This window comes from Streptomyces sp. NPDC002306 (genome assembly GCF_053593435.1).
Window position 1 is genome coordinate 52304 of record NZ_JBSFCK010000003.1, and the last position, 16490, is coordinate 68793.

The 16490-nt window shown below is 70.4% G+C and carries 14 protein-coding genes and 2 tRNA genes; 4 read left to right on the forward strand and 12 right to left on the reverse strand.

What is annotated here, in order from left to right; translation table 11 throughout:
• Positions 1-245: 245 nt before the first annotated feature.
• From ACWCQK_RS07940 to leuS, 3 genes are all read right to left on the reverse strand, one after another.
• On the reverse strand, positions 246-1091 hold the full coding sequence (locus ACWCQK_RS07940; protein WP_451153080.1) for a DegV family protein: 846 nt from the start codon (positions 1089-1091) through the stop codon (positions 246-248).
• Positions 1092-1161: 70 nt separating this feature from the next.
• Positions 1162-1887 (reverse strand): hypothetical protein, encoded by a 726-nt coding sequence (locus ACWCQK_RS07945; RefSeq protein ID WP_451153903.1) that lies wholly within the window; start codon positions 1885-1887, stop codon positions 1162-1164.
• A 189-nt stretch (positions 1888-2076) separates the two neighbouring features.
• Positions 2077-4956: a leucine--tRNA ligase gene (gene leuS, locus ACWCQK_RS07950; RefSeq protein WP_451153082.1), complete on the reverse strand. Its 2880-nt coding sequence runs from the start codon at positions 4954-4956 to the stop codon at positions 2077-2079.
• A gap of 401 nt (positions 4957-5357) precedes the next feature.
• On the opposite strand from leuS, the gene ACWCQK_RS07955 reads away from it, so the two are divergent.
• Together ACWCQK_RS07955 and ACWCQK_RS07960 are read left to right on the forward strand one after the other, a co-directional pair.
• The gene (locus tag ACWCQK_RS07955) at positions 5358-6653 is read left to right on the forward strand and encodes a cytochrome b/b6 domain-containing protein (RefSeq protein WP_451153084.1); all 1296 of its coding nucleotides are present in this window, start codon (positions 5358-5360) and stop codon (positions 6651-6653) included.
• On the forward strand, positions 6650-8260 hold the full coding sequence (locus ACWCQK_RS07960; protein ID WP_451153086.1) for an NADH-ubiquinone oxidoreductase-F iron-sulfur binding region domain-containing protein: 1611 nt from the start codon (positions 6650-6652) through the stop codon (positions 8258-8260). The genes ACWCQK_RS07955 and ACWCQK_RS07960 overlap by 4 nt, the downstream gene beginning before the upstream one ends.
• Positions 8261-8461: 201 nt before the next feature.
• Here ACWCQK_RS07960 and ACWCQK_RS07965 read toward each other — a convergent pair.
• Positions 8462-8534, reverse strand: a tRNA-Ala gene (locus ACWCQK_RS07965).
• Between the two features lie 140 nt (positions 8535-8674).
• On the opposite strand from ACWCQK_RS07965, the gene ACWCQK_RS07970 reads away from it, so the two are divergent.
• Complete coding sequence (locus ACWCQK_RS07970; protein ID WP_451153088.1) at positions 8675-9877, forward strand: glycosyltransferase 87 family protein; 1203 nt, start codon at positions 8675-8677, stop codon at positions 9875-9877.
• Here ACWCQK_RS07970 and ACWCQK_RS07975 read toward each other — a convergent pair.
• The 8 genes from ACWCQK_RS07975 to ACWCQK_RS08010 form a co-directional block, all read right to left on the reverse strand.
• Positions 9856-10089, reverse strand: coding sequence for a hypothetical protein (locus tag ACWCQK_RS07975; RefSeq protein WP_003976229.1), 234 nt, complete (start codon positions 10087-10089; stop codon positions 9856-9858). The genes ACWCQK_RS07970 and ACWCQK_RS07975 overlap by 22 nt on opposite strands.
• 510 nt (positions 10090-10599) lie before the next feature.
• A tRNA-Ala gene (locus tag ACWCQK_RS07980) sits at positions 10600-10672 on the reverse strand.
• 105 nt (positions 10673-10777) lie between these two features.
• Entirely contained in the window at positions 10778-11458 is a 681-nt protein-coding gene (locus ACWCQK_RS07985; protein ID WP_451153090.1) for a histidine phosphatase family protein, read from the reverse strand.
• Positions 11455-11901, reverse strand: coding sequence for a ribosome silencing factor (gene rsfS, locus ACWCQK_RS07990; protein WP_451153092.1), 447 nt, complete (start codon positions 11899-11901; stop codon positions 11455-11457). The genes ACWCQK_RS07985 and rsfS overlap by 4 nt, the downstream gene beginning before the upstream one ends.
• Before the next feature lie 98 nt (positions 11902-11999).
• Positions 12000-13841: a LytR C-terminal domain-containing protein gene (locus tag ACWCQK_RS07995; RefSeq protein ID WP_451153094.1), complete on the reverse strand. Its 1842-nt coding sequence runs from the start codon at positions 13839-13841 to the stop codon at positions 12000-12002.
• Between the two features lie 16 nt (positions 13842-13857).
• A complete protein-coding gene (nadD, locus tag ACWCQK_RS08000; protein ID WP_451153096.1) occupies positions 13858-14595 on the reverse strand; it encodes a nicotinate-nucleotide adenylyltransferase in 738 nt (245 codons plus the stop codon).
• 80 nt (positions 14596-14675) lie between these two features.
• Entirely contained in the window at positions 14676-14840 is a 165-nt protein-coding gene (locus ACWCQK_RS08005; protein WP_451153098.1) for a hypothetical protein, read from the reverse strand.
• Between the two features lie 146 nt (positions 14841-14986).
• Complete coding sequence (locus ACWCQK_RS08010) at positions 14987-15148, reverse strand: hypothetical protein (protein ID WP_451153100.1); 162 nt, start codon at positions 15146-15148, stop codon at positions 14987-14989.
• Between the two features lie 147 nt (positions 15149-15295).
• Between ACWCQK_RS08010 and ACWCQK_RS08015 the strand changes: the two genes are divergently transcribed.
• Entirely contained in the window at positions 15296-16471 is a 1176-nt protein-coding gene (locus ACWCQK_RS08015) for a M48 family metallopeptidase (protein WP_451153102.1), read from the forward strand.
• The last annotated feature ends 19 nt before the right edge of the window (positions 16472-16490 follow it).

Sequence of the window (16490 nt, forward strand, 5' to 3'; positions counted from 1 at the left end):
TCGGGTCCGGCCGTCCGAAGTGGGGCCGCGGCCTGGGCCGCTGGTCGCGGATCGTGTGCGTGAGCGTGATCGAAGTGCCATGGCACGAGGATCCGACATCTCGGCAATTTGCGATGATCTTGCTCGAATTCAGGGGATCAGCGCCCGATTATGGATAACTCCACCCCTCACACGGGTGAATCACCTGCCGGAAGCGGAGGGCGGGTCTCAGCCATCTCGCCGCCCCCGACCGGGCCTCCAGCCCGTCACCGCGGCGAGACCACGACCCCCAGCAGGCCTGGCCCCGTGTGCGCCCCGATCACCGCTCCGACCTCGCTCACGTGCAGGTCGGCGAGCCCGGCCAGTCGCGTCCTCAGGCGGTCCGCGAGGGCGGAGGCCCGGTCGGGGGCGGCGAGATGGTGGACGGCGATGTCGACGGGGGCGCTGCCCGCCCGGTCGGCCACGAGTTCCTCGAGGCGGGCGATCGCCTTCGACGCCGTGCGGACCTTCTCCAGCGGCTCGATCCGGCCGCCGTCCAGTTGCAGCAGCGGCTTCACCGCGAGCGCGGAACCCAGCAGGGCCTGCGCGGCGCCGATCCGGCCGCCGCGACGCAGATAGTCGAGGGTGTCGACGTAGAAGTAGGCGCAGGTGCCGGCGGCCCGCTTCTCCGCCGCCGCGACGGCCTCGTCGACGGTGCCACCCGACTCCGCCGCCCGGGCCGCGGCGAGCGCGCAGAAACCGAGCGCCATCGCGATCATGCTGGTGTCCACCACTCGCACGGGCACCGGTGCCTCGCGTGCCGCGACGACCGCGGCATCGTAGGTCCCGGACAGTTCGGCCGAGAGATGGAGCGAGACGATGCCGGTGGCACCGGCCTCGGCGACCCGGCGATAGGTTTCCGCGAACTGCTGGGGGCTGGGGCGCGACGTGGTGACGGGGCGCCGCTTCTGAAGTGCCTGGGCCAGCGAGCGGGTCGAGATCTCGGTCCCCTCTTCGAACGCCTGGCCGCCGAGGACCACGGTCAGGGGTACCGCGGTGATGCCGTGGCGCTCCATCGTCCGGGGCGGCAGGTAGGCCGTTGAATCGGTGACGATCGCGACATGGCGGGACATGAGCTGGAGGTTACCTGCCGTAGCGCCTGGGCGGCAGCCCGGCCCCGTCCCCCGGACCGGTGTGGCCGGATCAGGTGGTGCTCTCGGGGCGGGGCTTCTTCTGCCAGGGGTACGCGGGGCGTCGGCCCGGCGGAGTGATGGCGGGCCGCGTCGGCTCGTCCGGCGCGGCGGACCGCGGGGGCTCGGGCCAGGTCTGGCTGTTCGTCGTGGCGTCGGCCTCGGGCGTCTCGGGCCACGGGGCCGACGCGGGGGTGGGTTCCGTGGTGGTCCAATGGCGCAGTGCGCCCGCCTCGACGTCGATCTGCGCGCTCAGGGAGTCGAGGTCGTCGTCCGCGAACTGGCGTGCCCGGTCGCGGACCGCCCAGCGCAGGGAGTCCGCCGACCTGGTGACGCGCTCCGTGCGCTCCCGCAGTCCGGGCAGCCGCTCGGCCAGTGTGGCCCGGTCCGGCTCGGACTCCATGCGTTTGAGGTCGTGGTCCAGTTCGCGCCCGTGCGAGCTGAGCCGCTCGAAGAGGCCGAGGGACTCCTTGAGCGACTCGTCCTCCGCCACGCCCGCGTGCAGTGCCTCCTGAGTGGCGCGCATCGAGGTGCGCAGCTGGAGCCGGAGCTGGGCGATCTCGCCCGCCGGTCCCGGCTGGGCGAACGACTTGGCCCGCAGGGTGTGGTCCTCGACCGTGCGGCGCGCCTGGATGAGGGTGCGGTCCACACCGCGCTTGGCGGCGCCGACCGCCTTCACCGTCGCGTAGGCGCCGAGCACCACGAAGAGCAGGAAGAGCACGGCGAAGATGGTGATCACTGTTGCCACGGTGCTCCTCCTCGGACTGCCGCGGCACACACCGCGACGCTCTTCAACGGTAAACGCAAAGGGCAGGCCCGGAGTTCCGACGGAACCCCGAACCTGCCCGTAGGGGACTACCCCGAGCTCAGACCCCGGCCCGGACGCCGACGCGGGTCCAGGTCCGGACCCCGGCCCGGATCCAGGCGCCTACGCCGGAACGATGTTCACCAGCTTCGGCGCCCGCACGATCACCTTGCGGATCCCCGCGCCGTCCAGCGCCGCCACGACCTTCTCGTCGGCCAGCGCCACCTTCTCCAGCTCCTCGTCGGAGATGGCCGGGGAGACCTCCAGGCGGGCCTTGACCTTGCCCTTGATCTGCACGACGCAGGTCACGGTCTCGTCCACGACGTACGCCGGATCGGCGACCGGGAAGTCCCGGTGGACGACCGAGTCGGTGTGGCCCAGCCTGCGCCACAGCTCCTCGGCGATGTGCGGGGCCAGCGGGGCGACCAGCAGCACCAGCGGCTCGGCGACGGACCGCGACAGCGCGCCGCCCGCCTTGGTCAGGTGGTTGTTCAGCTCGGTGACCTTGGCGATGGCGGTGTTGAAGCGCAGCCCCTCCAGGTCCTGGCGGACACCGTCGATCGCCTTGTGCAGGGCGCGCAGCGCCTCCTCGTCGGGCTCGGCGTCGGAGACGGTGACCTCGCCCGTCGCCTCGTCGACGATGTTGCGCCACAGCCGCTGCAGCAGCCGGAACTGGCCCACCACCGCGCGCGTGTCCCACGGGCGGGAGACATCCAGCGGGCCCATCGCCATCTCGTACAGGCGCAGGGTGTCCGCCCCGTACTCGGCGCAGATCTCGTCCGGGGTGACCGCGTTCTTCAGGGACTTGCCCATCTTGCCCAGCAGCCGGGTGACCCGCTCGTCCTGGTAGTAGAACGCGCCGTCGCGCTCCTCCACCTCGGCGGCCGGTACCGCGATACCGCGGCTGTCGCGGTAGACGTAGGCCTGGATCATCCCCTGGTTGAACAGCTTGTGGAACGGTTCGGCCGAGGAGACGTGACCCAGGTCGTACAGCACCTTGGACCAGAAGCGCGCGTACAGCAGGTGCAGCACGGCGTGTTCGGCACCGCCCACGTACAGGTCGACACCGCCGTGCGGCCGGCCCTCGCGCGGGCCCATCCAGTAGCGCTCGATCTCCGGGTCGACCAGCTGACGGTCGTTGTGCGGGTCCAGGTAGCGCAGTTCGTACCAGCAGGAACCGGCCCAGTTGGGCATGGTGTTGGTCTCGCGCCGGTACTTCCTCGGCCCGTCGCCCAGGTCCAGGGTGACGTTGACCCAGTCCTCGTTGCGCGACAGCGGGGTCTCGGGCTGGGTGTCGGCGTCGTCCGGGTCGAAGGTGCGCGGCGAGTAGTCCTCGACCTCCGGCAGCTCCAGCGGCAGCATCGACTCGGGCAGGGCGTGGGCGGTGCCCTCCTCGTCGTAGACGATCGGGAAGGGCTCGCCCCAGTAACGCTGGCGGCTGAACAGCCAGTCGCGCAGGCGGAAGTTGACGGTGCCCTCGCCGATGCCCTTGCGGGCCAGCCACTCGGTGATGCGCGCCTTGGCGTCGGCGACGCCCAGGCCGTCCAGGGAGACCGCGTCGCTCGCCGAGTTGACGATCCTGGCGTCGTAGGACGCGAAGGCGTCGTCCCAGGTCGAGGCGTCCGTGCCCCGGTCGTCACTCGGCTCGACGACACAGCGCATCGGCAGCTCGAAGGCGCGGGCGAAGGCGAAGTCGCGGCTGTCGTGCGCCGGGACGGCCATGATCGCGCCGGTGCCGTAGCCCATCAGTACGTAGTCGGCGATGAAGACCGGGATCCGCTCGCCGTTGACCGGGTTGGTCGCGAACGCGCCGGTGAAGACACCGGTCTTGTCCTTGGCCTCGGCCTGGCGCTCGACGTCGGACTTCGACGCGGCCTGCGCGCGGTACGCGGCGACGGCCTCGGCCGGGGTCGCGTGCGCGCCGGTCCACACCTCGTGGGTGCCCTCCGGCCAGGCGGCCGGGGTGAACTTGTCGACCAGCGGGTGCTCGGGCGCCAGCACCATGTAGGTCGCGCCGAACAGGGTGTCCTGGCGCGTGGTGAAGATCGTGACGTGGTCGCCGTCGATGGGGAAGTCGACGCGGGCGCCCTCGGAACGGCCGATCCAGTTGCGCTGTTGCAGCTTGATGGCCTCGGGCCAGTCCAGCGCGTCCAGGTCGTCCAGCAGCCGGTCGGCGTAGGCGGTGATGCGCATGTTCCACTGGCGCAGCTTGGCCTTGAAGACGGGGAAGTTGCCGCGCTCGGAGCGGCCGTCGGCCGTGACCTCCTCGTTGGCCAGCACGGTGCCCAGTCCGGGAGACCAGTTGACCGGCGCCTCGGAGGCGTACGCCAGGCGGAAGTCGCTCAGGACGTCGGCGCGCTCGACGGAGGTCAGTTCGTTCCACGCGCGCGTGTGGCCCGGTACGGCACGGTCACCGGACGCGAACTGCGTGATCAGCTCGGCGATCGGACGGGCCTTGTCCGCCTCGTCGTCGTACCAGGAGTTGAAGATCTGCAGGAAGATCCACTGGGTCCACTTGTAGTAGTCCGGGTCGATCGTGGCGAACGACCGGCGCCTGTCGTGGCCCAGGCCCAGCCTGCGCAGCTGGTCCTTCATGTTCTCGATGTTGGCCTCGGTCGACACGCGCGGGTGCGTGCCGGTCTGCACGGCGTACTGCTCGGCGGGCAGGCCGAAGGCGTCGAAGCCCAGGGTGTGCAGGACGTTGTGGCCGGTCATGCGCTGGAACCGGGCGAAGACATCGGTGGCGATGTAACCGAGGGGGTGACCGACGTGCAGGCCCGCACCGGACGGGTACGGGAACATGTCCATGATGAACTTCTCGGGCTTGGCGACCAGCTCGGGGTCACCGGCCAGGTCGCCCTTCGGGTTCGGCGCCGCGTAGGTGCCGTCGGCGTCCCAGAAGTCCTGCCAGCGTGCCTCGATCTCGGCGGCCATGACTGCCGTGTAGCGGTGCGGCGCGGCCTCCGCCGGCACGGCGGCGGCAGCGGGGTTCGTCTCGCTCATGATCCTCAAAGCTCCATCGATCGTCTCTGCCTGCGGAAACAAAAAAGCCCCTCGCACAGGAGGGGACGCCGCGCCGATGCCGACCACGATCTCACCGGTGGTCGGGACTGATCAGCGCGGCTCGCTAAGCAGAAGGCGTACAGCACGCATGGAGTTAGGGTACCGCAGGCCCTGAGCACGCCGCGACGCGCTTCCGTATGTCTCCTGGACAGCAGGAACGCCCGACGAAAGCTGAACCAAGGTCAAAGATTACTTCGCGTAACAGCCACTAAGGGACACCAGACCCAGGCTCATTGTCCTTTGATAACAACGCAATAACTCAAACCTCGTACCCCTCGGTATGGAGCCACTTAGAGTTCGGCAGCGGGACCGCTTTCCCGAAACTGCTCGGAGTTGCCCCCATGAACCCTCGTCGTACCAACAGCTCGCTTCCCAAGCCAGGCCGGTCGGCCTATGGGATCGCGTCGGCTGTCGTCCTGCTCCTCATACCCGTGATCGTGCTGGTCGGCGGCGACCAGTTCCGCGAGTTCCTGAACTTCGGCGCGGGCGTCCTCTCCCTCGTCTCGCTCAGTTGCTCGGTGATCTGGGGTCTGGTCGCCCAGGACCGGATCTTCCTCAACACGCGTCAGCGGATCATCGGGCAGGCGGTGCACCGGACGACGGCGGTCGCCTCGATCGCGTTCCTGCTCCTGCACATCACCTCGAAGATCGCGCTCGACCACACCCAGCTGATTGCCGCGGTCGTCCCGTTCTCGCTCGGCGTCTCCGGAAGCGCCGGCCTGATCGGTCTCGGCTCCCTGGCCGGCCTGCTCATGATCTTCGTGGGCGTCACCGGCGCCCTGCGCAGCAACTTCGCCTCCCCCGCCCCCGTCGCGGCCCGCTGGCGGGCCATGCACATGCTGGCCTACCCCGCCTGGTGCGCCGCACTCGTCCACGGTCTGTACGCGGGCCGTCAGGCCAAGCCGATCTTCACGATCCTGTACAGCCTGTGCCTGCTCGGGGTCATCGCCGCCCTCGCTCTACGCGCGGCACCCCGCCCGGTCAAGCGCAGGGTCGCCGACCGCATCACCTCGGCCCTGGGCAACGGGGAGCGTTCACCCCTCGATGACCTGGACGAGTCCAGGGCCCGCAGGGCGGAGACCGGGCTGCCCGGCTACGAGAGCCGCTCCGGCCGGCCGTCACCGGCCGACACGATGACCGGCACGCGCATGACACCGCGGTCGTCGCAGTACGACACACCCGGCGCCGCGGACACCTCGAACGGCTTCGCGGCCGCCTACCGCGCCGTCTCCACACCACCCGGCGGACAGCAGCCGTACGCGGCCGACCAGACCGCGCGCATGAACCTGCCGTTCGACATGCAGGCCACGGGGGCCGTCCCGCGCGTGGACGGCGGCGGCAGCACCTCGGGCAGCTGGCCCATCCCGTCCCCGCCGCCGGTCGGCGAGGCACCGCAGTCCGTCTACGACCCGCTCCAGGACACGGGATTCAGCATCCCGGTCTATGGCAATTCGGGCACCGGCGGGTACGGCGGAAGTGATGTGTACAACACGGGTGAGACGAACGCGCAGTACAACACGTACAACCCGAACGACACGTACAACAGCGGTCCCGCCAATGAACCAAACCCCGGCGCGTCCTACGACGCACCGGGATCGGGCGAACCTTGGAACACGCCTTCCGGAGGCTATAGGTGAACGAGGCCCTGCCCGACGTCCCAGAAGTCCGCGTGGTCGGCCTTCCGCAGCTCACGTCGGGCTTCGACCTTGTCGAGAGACTCGATCTGCCCATGCACCTGAAGGTGCATGGGCCGCTTGAACCCCTGGGCGGAGAGAAGCTCGCGCAGCTCTCCGAACGCATCAACCTCAAGGGCCGCGGCGGCGCGGGCTTCCCCTTCCACAAGAAGCTGCGCTCGGTCGCCGAGGCGGCCATCAAGCGCGGTGTACGGCCGGTCGTCGTCGTCAACGGCAGCGAGGACGAACCGGCCTGCCGCAAGGACACGGTGCTCATCAACCGTGCCCCGCACCTCATCCTGGACGGCGCGCTCCTGGTCGCCGAGGCGCTGGGTGCCCGCACGCTCGTGGTGGGGGTCACCCGTGAGTCCACCCAGCGCTCCATGGAGGCGGCGCTGGCCGAACGCGGCCTCAGCAACGGCCGTCGCTCCGCGCTGCGCGCGAGCGTGCAGCGCAACCCCATCCGCATGGTCACCGGCGCCGCCGCGTCGCTGGTCCGTTCCATCGACGGCGGCCCGGCGATCCCGCCCGGCCGCAAGGTCAGCGCCTCGCAGAACGGCGTGGGCGGCGCGCCGACGCTGCTGTCGAACGCCGAGACCTTCGCCCAACTGGCGATCGCCGCCCGCATCGGCCCGGAGCGCTACGGCAACACCGGCCTGTACGACGAGCCCGGCACCGTCATGCTGACGGTCTCGGGCGCCGTCGCCCGCCCGATGGTGATCGAGGTCCCCACGGGCGTTCCGCTGCGTTACGTGCTCCAGCTGGCCGGCGCCCCGCCGGTTCCGCAGGGCGTGCTGACCGGCGGCTACCACGGCAAGTGGATCGACGCGGCGACGGTCAACGAGGCGGTCGTCTCCCGCAACTCCCTGGACGCGGTGGGCGGTGCGCTCGGCGCGGGCGCGATCCTGCCCATCACTCAGGAGACCTGCCCGCTGGGCGAGTCGCTGCGGGTGGCCCAGTGGCTGGCCGAGGAGAGCGCGGGACAGTGCGGTCCCTGCTACCTCGGGCTGCCGGCCGCGGCGCGCGGCCTGGAGGACATCCTCAACGGCGGTGGCCCCGCCGCCCTGGAGGCGCTCAAGCAGGTCGCCAAGAACGTCAAGCGGCGCGGTGCGTGCTCGCACCCGGACGGCTCCGCGATGTTCCTGGAGTCCACCATCAAGGCATTCACCGACGACCTGGCCGCCCACGTCCTCGGCAACGGCTGCGGACGGCCCGTGGAGGGCGTTCTGCCGCTCTTCGAGGGCGGCAGGGCCCCGGCGGGCATTTCGAGCGGCGAGCAGCCCGAGGACGGCAACGAGAGCCGCCAGAAGATCTTCGTCGACTGGACGCTGTGCCGGGGCCACGGCCTGTGCGCGGACATCCTCCCGGAGGTCTTCCAGCTCGGCGCCGACGGCTTCCCGACCGTCGCGCAGGCGAAGGTGCCGCGCTACGCCGAGGCCAAGGCGCTGCGCGCGGTGCGCCGCTGCCCCGCTCTCGCCCTGCGCCTGGAGGAGGACACCAGGCCGCAGGCCCCCGCCCGCAACCTCCCGGTCGTGTCCCAGGGGCGCGGCCGGCGCGCACTCGGCCGCTGACCGCACACGATGGCGGACCGCCCTCCCCCGGGGCCGTCCGCCATCGCCGGACACGGCCACGAGAAGACACGCGAGGGCGGGCGTGGAGCGGCGAGGGCAGCCGACGACGGACGAGGGCGGTTGAGGACGGACGGGGAACAGCAGAGGAAGACATACGACGAAGGCGGACCACTCGATCGAGTGGTCCGCCTTCGATTGCTGTGGAGCTAAGGAGAATTGAACTCCTGACCTCCTGCATGCCATGCAGGCGCTCTACCAACTGAGCTATAGCCCCGCGCGTTCATGCGGGGTAACCGCATGTTCACCGTGCCGTCCGGTTTCCCTGGCGGCGACGCCAACATTACACGGTCACCGGGGTGCACCACCAAATCGTTTCCCTTCTGTGCGGATTCGGGCGGGATAGTGTCGATCGCTGTGACCGCGCTCACGATCTCCGCAGGCCACCGTCGTACGCCGATCGCCCTGGGGGCCTGCCTGTTCTCCTTCACCGCGTTCTGGATCGCCCAGCGGTTCGCCCACGTCTCGATGGTCGACCTGATGGTGTACCGGGCCGAGGGTGCCACCGTGCGTGCCGGAGGCGACCTGTACGCGCTGCGCGCCACGGCGGCCCACCTGCCGACCACCTACCCGCCGTTCGCGGCCCTGCTGTTCACGCCCCTGACCCTGCTCGGGACGGCGGCCATACGCACCCTGGCGACGGCCGGGAACCTCGTCCTGCTGGTGGTGTTCGTCAGGCTCTCGCTGCGACTCGTGGGCCACACGCGCGTGGAGACCGTCTGGTGGGCCGCCGCGGCGGCCGTGTGGTGCGAGCCGGTGTGGACGACGCTGCGCTACGGGCAGATCAACCTGCTGCTCGCCGTCCTGGTGCTGTGGGACCTGTCACGGCACCGCGTGGACCGCTGGGCCGGCCTGGGCATCGGCCTCGCCACGGCCGTGAAGCTGACGCCCGGACTGTTCGTGGTGTTCCTGCTCGCCGTCGGCGTCACGAGCCGGGTCAGACACGGCCGCGCGGACCACCGGCTGCGGCACGCGTGCGGGGCGGCGGCGGCGTTCGCCGGCGCCACCGCGCTGGCGGCGGCGGTCCTGCCGTACGACTCCTGGCGGTTCTGGACGGCGATGGTGTTCCGGGCCGGGCGGGTCGGGCACGCGGAGGAGACCGCGAACCAGGCTCTGCGGGGCCTTCTGGCCCGCTTCCTGCACGTCCCGGAGCCCGGGGCCCTCTGGGTCGCCGCGGTGGCTCTGGTGGCCGCGGGAGGGCTCACGGTGGCGGTCGTCGCGGAACTGCGCGGACTGCGGGCCTGGGCCGTGACCGTCTGTGCGGTGACGGCGCTGCTCGTCAGCCCGGTGTCCTGGTCGCACCACTGGGTGTGGTGTGTTCCGCTGGTGCTGCTCCTGGGCACGCGCGGCCACCGGGCGGCCGCCCTGGGGGCACTGATGGTCTTCTGCTCGTACGCCCTGTGGTGGGTGCCGCACGGCCGGGGGCGGCCCGAACTGCACCAGGGCGGAGCCGAGTTGCTGTTGTCGGGCCTCTACGGAGGAGCGGGACTGCTCTTCCTCGTGCTCGCCGGGACCTCGCTGCGAGGCCCCGGCCGCACTCAAGCCGTGACGAACGAATAGAACCGCTTGAGCGTGCAGTGCTCCTCGAGGAGCCGGCCGTAGATCGGTTCGCCCTCGAGTTCGCGGTACGTCTCGATGGGGTCGCCTTTTATGATCAGCGCCCGCGCGCACTCCTCGCACCAGTACTGGTAGTCGGGATTGACCGGCTCCATGTCACGCACGATCGGCGTCCCACTGCCGCACCAGTCGCACTTTCGCCTGTGTGCACCCATCGATCAGCTCCAGCTGTGGCCGCAGGCCGTGCACACATAGGAAATTCCACCGTTGTCACCCAGAACCTGGGCGACGCTCGCGGAACCGCAGGAAGGGCAGCTGAGGCGGGTGATCGTATCCCGTGTCAGTGCCGCGTCGAAGAGGTCACGGACCTCTTCGACGATGCTCGCAGGCATCGCTACTCCCTCCCGTCGGGCCGCGCCCCCTTCCGGCCGTTTGATTCTGCCACGGCCGGGCCAATACGGTCAGCGACGCCTGCGTACCAGTCCGGACACGGCACCCCTCTCGGCCGTCGCGGCGAGCGCGAACATGCAAGCCAGAAGCGCTTCCGCAGAGGTATACGACCCCGGGACCCCAAGTGACTCAAGCCAGATCGAGAAGAGTGCGGCGAACGTCCCGCAGCCGTCCGGCCGGCCGGACCGAGTGGCCGAGGACACAGAAAATCCCGCCCCCTGGGGGACGGGATCCTGATCGAATGATCTTCGACAACCTCACCGGGTGTCGTTCTGTGGAGCTAAGGAGAATTGAACTCCTGACCTCCTGCATGCCATGCAGGCGCTCTACCAACTGAGCTATAGCCCCTTGCGTTCTTCCCGCTCGGCGGGGCGAACAAGAAGAACTTTAGCCTGCGACCTGCCGGAAAGTGAAATCCGGGCACCCGGCCCCGGCACCCGCCACAAACCGCGGTCAGTCGTCGTCGCCGAGCACCGGCTCCGGCAGCGTGCCGGCGTTGTGCTCGAGCAGACGCCAGCCCCGCGCGCCTTCGCCGAGGACGGACCAGCAGCAGTTGGAGAGGCCGCCGAGGCTCTCCCAGTGCCGGGTCTCCAGGCCGAGCAGGCGGCCGATGGTGGTGCGGATCGTGCCGCCGTGGCTGACCACGACCAGCGTGCCGTCGTCGGGAAGCTTCTCGGCGTGGTCGAGGACCACCGGAGCGGCGCGGTCGGCGACCTCGCTCTCCAGTTCGCCGCCGCCGCGGCGGACCGGCTCACCGCGCTTCCACGCGGCGTACTCCGCGCCGTGCCGGGCGAGGATCTCGTCGTGCGTCAGCCCCTGCCAGACGCCCGCGAAGGTCTCGCGCAGGGCCTCGTCGTGGGTGACCTCCAGGCCGGTGAGCGCGGCGAGCTCGGCGGCCGTGTCGGCGGCCCGCCGGAGGTCGGAGGCGACGATCGCGTGGGGGCGCAGGGAGGCCAGCAGCCGGGCGGCACGGCGGGCCTGGGCGACGCCGGTCTCGGTGAGCTCGACGTCCGTGGTGCCCTGGAAGCGACGCTCCACGTTCCAGGCGGTCTGGCCGTGCCGCCAGAGGATGACGCGGCGGCCCCGGCCGGGCTCACGCCCGGCCGGGGAACCGGCCGCGTCCGGCGTGGTCATCGCCACTCACCGTCCGGCTCGGCCGCCTCCTCGGCAGCCGCCAGCTTGGCGTGCTCCGCGGCCTTGCCGCGGGTCGCCAGTGCGTCGGCGGGCAGCTCCAGCTCGGGGCAGTCCTTCCACAGACGCTCCAGGGCGTAGAAGACGCGCTCCTCGCTGTGCTGGACGTGGACGACGATGTCGACGTAGTCGAGCAGGATCCAGCGGGCCTCGCGGTCGCCCTCGCGGCGCACCGGCTTGACGCCGAGCTCCTTGCTGAGCCGCTCCTCGATCTCGTCCACGATGGACTTGACCTGGCGGTCGTTGGGGGCGGAGGCCAGCAGGAAGGCGTCCGTGATCGACAGCACATCGCTGACGTCGTAGGCGATGATGTCGTGCGCGAGCTTGTCGGCAGCCGCCTGGGCGGCTGTGCTGATGAGCTCGATGGAGCGGTCAGTGGCGGTCACTACATGGCTTTCCGTCGGCGGTCACTTGTCCTCAAGGGTCTCACGGACCGCCGACGCGCCCCACGTGATGACCGGATCACGTGGGGCTTCGCCCCGCGCTACGACGACGAGGGCTTGTAGTCCTGGCCCAGGACCACCACCACGGTGGCGTTCGCGGAGACCTTGCCCTTGGTGACGGAGCCGGCGGGCAGTCCCAGGGTCTTGGCGACCTCGGTGGCGTTCTCCTTGTCGGCGGCGTCGGCGTAGGTGACCTCGGAGGTGGCCTCCGCTGAGGCGGCGCTGCCGCCGTCCAGGAAGGTGAAGCCGCCGTTGAGGAGCACGACCCGGGCCTTCTCGGTGTTGTCCTTGGTGCCGCTGGCGTTGCGGACGGAGACGCGGACCGCGGATCCCTGGTCGGGGCTCTTGGCGGTACCGCCGAGCACGTCCTTGACCACGCTGTCGCTCGTCTCCGCGCTCAGCGTGCCGTCGGACTGGACGGGCAGCAGCGCCGTCTTGTAGTCGCCGCCCTTGGCGAGGTCGGCGAGCTTGGCGAGGAAGGTCCCGAGGTCCTTGTCGGTCAGTGACGGGTCGAGGATCTGCGCCAGCGTCTGCACGGTGACCGTCGCGCCCTGGGCGTCGGAGGACACCTTGCGCAGGACGCCCTGCATGACCTGGCCGAACCGCTCCAGCTGGGCGTTCTGGGCCTCGCCCGAGCCGCGGTAGGTGGCGTACGCGACGGCCATCTTGCCGCTGAGGGTCTGGTCCTTGCCCTGGTGGACGAGGGGGGCGGCGCTCTTCTTCGCGGCGTCCGGGTCGGGAACGTCCGCGTCGGTGTCGACCTCGATGTTGCCGATGAGGTCGACGAGGTTCTGGAGGTAGGGGGTGTCCAGGCGCCAGGTGCCCTCGATGTCGGTGCCGAGGACCGTGTCCAGCGCGTCGCGCGTCCCGGAGGAGCCGTCGTCGTCGACCGACTTGGCGAGCGTCGTGGAGGAGCCGTCGTCGTCGGTCACCGCGAGGGAGTTCGGGAGCAGGACGGTGGAGCCCTGCTTGGTGGTGGTGTTGTCGACGAGCAGCGCCGTGGAGGTGCCGCCCTTCTTGGTGTTGTGCAGGTGGACGACGATCACGTCGCGGTTCTGGGCGCCCGCGGCGGTCGTACCGCCGGACTTGCCGTCCGACTTCGACAGGCCGGGCAGCTTCCCCGCGTACCAGAGGTAGCCGACCCCGCCGACCGCGACCAGGGCGAGGACCACCACGAGGGCGACGACACGGCTGCGGGCGCGGCGGCGGGCCTCCTCGCGGCGCTCGGTGCGGTTCTCGGTGAACGCCATCCAGTCGATGACGTCCTCCGAGTCGCCGTCGGGCTCCTCGACGAAGGCGAACTGCTCCGTGCCGTAGTCCCGTTGCGACGGATCGGCGGCGTCCGGCGGCTCCTGCCGCGGTGCCTCGGTGTCCTGGGCCGGGCCGGCCTGCTGCGGGATGTAGGCGGTCTGCTCGGCGACCCGGGACTGCGGGGCGCCGGCGGTGTGCCGCCCGAAGGCGTCGAACGGGGCCTTGGTCTCGCCGGGCGGCCCCGCGACGGGGTGCGACCCGGTGCCGTAGGGGTCGTAGGCGTCGTAAGGGGGCACCGGTCGCTGCGAGCCGGTGTCGTACGGAGGCACCGGTGGCTGCTGACCGGTGTCATAGGGGGGCACAGGCTGCTGCGAGCCGGTGTCATAGGGAGGCACCGGCTGCTGCTGACCCGTGTCGTAGGGGTCGTACGGGGGCGCGGGCTGCCGGCCGCCCGTGGCGTACGGGTCGTAGCCGTAGCCCTGCTGTTGCTGCGGGTACGGGTCGTACGCCTGCCGCGCGGGCCGCGGCGCCTGCTGCGCCTGGACCTGCTGGTAGATCGGCCGCCCGTACTCGTCGTATCCGACGATCTCGTACTGGTCGGCGCCGTATTCCGCGTCGTATCGGTCGTTCACCGGTGCCCCTCTCGGCTCACTCGCCGCGGTACAGCTCGCGCTTGTCGATGTAGCGCACTACACCGTCCGGCACCAGATACCAGACGGGATCGCCCTTGGCGACTCTCGCACGGCAGTCTGTGGAGGAGATGGCCAGCGCGGGAACCTCGACCAGCGAGACGCCGCCCTCGGGAAGACCGGGGTCGGTGAGCTGGTGACCCGGTCGGGTGACCCCGACGAAGTGTGCCAGGGAGATCAGTTCCTCGGTGTCCCGCCAGGTCAGAAGCTGGGCGAGGGCGTCGGCGCCGGTGATGAAGAACAGGTCGGTGTCGGGGTTGAGCGCGCGCAGGTCGCGCAGCGTGTCGACGGTGTAGGTCGGGCCGCCTCGGTCGATGTCGATGCGGCTCACCGAGAACTGCGGATTCTCGGCGGTCGCGATGACCGTCATCAGATAGCGGTCCTCGGCCGGGGAGACCGCGCGGTGGGCCTTCTGCCACGGCTGTCCGGTCGGGACGAACACGACCTCGTCCAGATGGAACTGGGCGGCGACCTCACTGGCGGCCACGAGGTGCCCGTGGTGGATCGGGTCGAAGGTCCCGCCCATGACGCCGAGGCGGCGTTTGCCCGAGCGCGACGGGCCGTTGCCGGAGCCGCCGGCCCGCAAGTACGCCGGGCGGGGCTGTGTCCCGCCCACGGCGCCGCGTTCCGTGTCGGATGTGTCGGACGCGTCGGCCGTGCCGTTCGCCGGACCGGTAGGCATGTCCTGCTCTCCCATGCGTGCAGACCCTACCGGCCCGGCCGGAGTGCCTCGGCAGTGAGATCCCCGGGGCCGCCCCGGAAGGGTCTCTGCCGGATTCAGCGGTCGCGGTTGAAGCGGGTGGTGATCCACAGCAGGAGCAGCAGGATGAGGAACGCGCTGCCGCCCGTGACCAGGGGGTCGAGACTGTTGTGGTTGCCACCGTGCTCCTCGCCCCCGGCGGCGAGAGTGACCAACTGGGCTGCGGTGCTGTGGAAGCTCATCTTCAGCAGGACCTATCCGATGGATGTCCCCCCGCTCGAACGGAGTCGGGCGTGGGGAAGGGCGGGATAAAGACTTCGGCCCATCGTAAGCGGGCGACTCGACGACGATCACGCCGACTCCGCCGTTGGGGAACCTTCGGCGGCGCTCAGTCGTCGTTCCGTTTGTAGCCTCGCAACAGGAACCACGCCGTCAGTACACAGCCCAGGATCATGACGATCAGGATGATCCGGAGCAGATTGCCCGCTCCTTGCTGGTCGGCCGCGCTCGCGGCCTCGGTGAGCCGGGCGGCTGCGGGGGTGTGCTGCATGGCGTTGGACTCCTTCGCTGTACTGCTCGTCCACGGTAACTCCGCCTAGGCTGGGCTCAGCCTCGGGGGCAGGCAGGGGCACCGCGCACGGCGGCACAGCACATCGTGCACCGCCCACAGGGCACTCAGACGTACATGGGGGAAGACATGTCCGACGACGGCCACCAGCACAACGGACACGAGCAGGTGCCGAGCAGGCAGCGCAGGCGCTTCCCGGGGATCTCCTCGCGGGCGTACGAGCACCCGGCCGACCGCTCCGCCCTGGTGGCGCTGCGCAAGCTCAGCGGTTTCGACACGGTCTTCAAGGCGCTCAGCGGGCTGCTGCCCGAGCGGAGTCTGCGGCTGCTGTTCCTCTCCGACTCGGTGCGCGTGTCGGACCAGCAGTTCAGCCACCTCAACGACATGTTGCGGGACGCCTGTTACATCCTGGACCTGGAGAAGGTCCCGCCGATGTACGTCACCCAGGACCCGCAGCCGAACGCGATGTGCATCGGCCTGGACGAGCCGATCATCGTGGTCACCACCGGCCTGGTCGAGCTGCTCGACGAGGAGGAGATGCGGGCGGTCGTCGGCCACGAGGTCGGGCACGCGCTGTCCGGGCACTCCGTCTACCGCACGATCCTGCTGTTCCTGACCAGTCTGGCCCTGAAAGTCGCCTGGATCCCGCTGGGCAACCTCGCGATCATGGCGATCGTGACGGCGCTGCGGGAGTGGTTCCGCAAGTCGGAGCTGTCCGCCGACCGCGCCGGGCTGCTGGCGGGCCAGGATCTGCGGGCCTCGATGCGCGGCCTGATGAAGATCGCGGGCGGCAACCACCTGCACGAGATGAACGTGGACGCGTTCCTCCAACAGGCCGAGGAGTACGAGGCGGGCGGCGATCTGCGCGACTCCGTACTGAAGATCCTCAACGTGCTGCCCCGCACCCACCCCTTCACCACCGTGCGCGCCGCCGAGCTGAAGAAGTGGGCGGAGTCCCGCGATCACCAGCGGATCATGGACGGGCACTACCCCCGGCGTACCGAGGACAAGGACACCTCGGTCACGGACTCGCTCCGGGAGTCGGCCGCCAGCTACGCGGGCACGGTCAAGAGCTCCAAGGATCCGCTGATGAAGCTGGTCACGGACATAGCGGGCGGGGCGGGCGATCTGGGCGGGCGGGTGCGGCGCGGCTTCGGCGGCTTCACCAGCGCGTCTCCGCCGAAGGACCGGCCGTCGAACGGCCAGCCGTCGAAGGAGGGGTCGCCGCAGGACGGGCCCTCTTCTTCCGACGGGCCGCGCCCGGACGAGCCGCCCACGGGCACCTCGCCGCGCGACGAGGACTGACGACCCGAGGAGCAGCGGA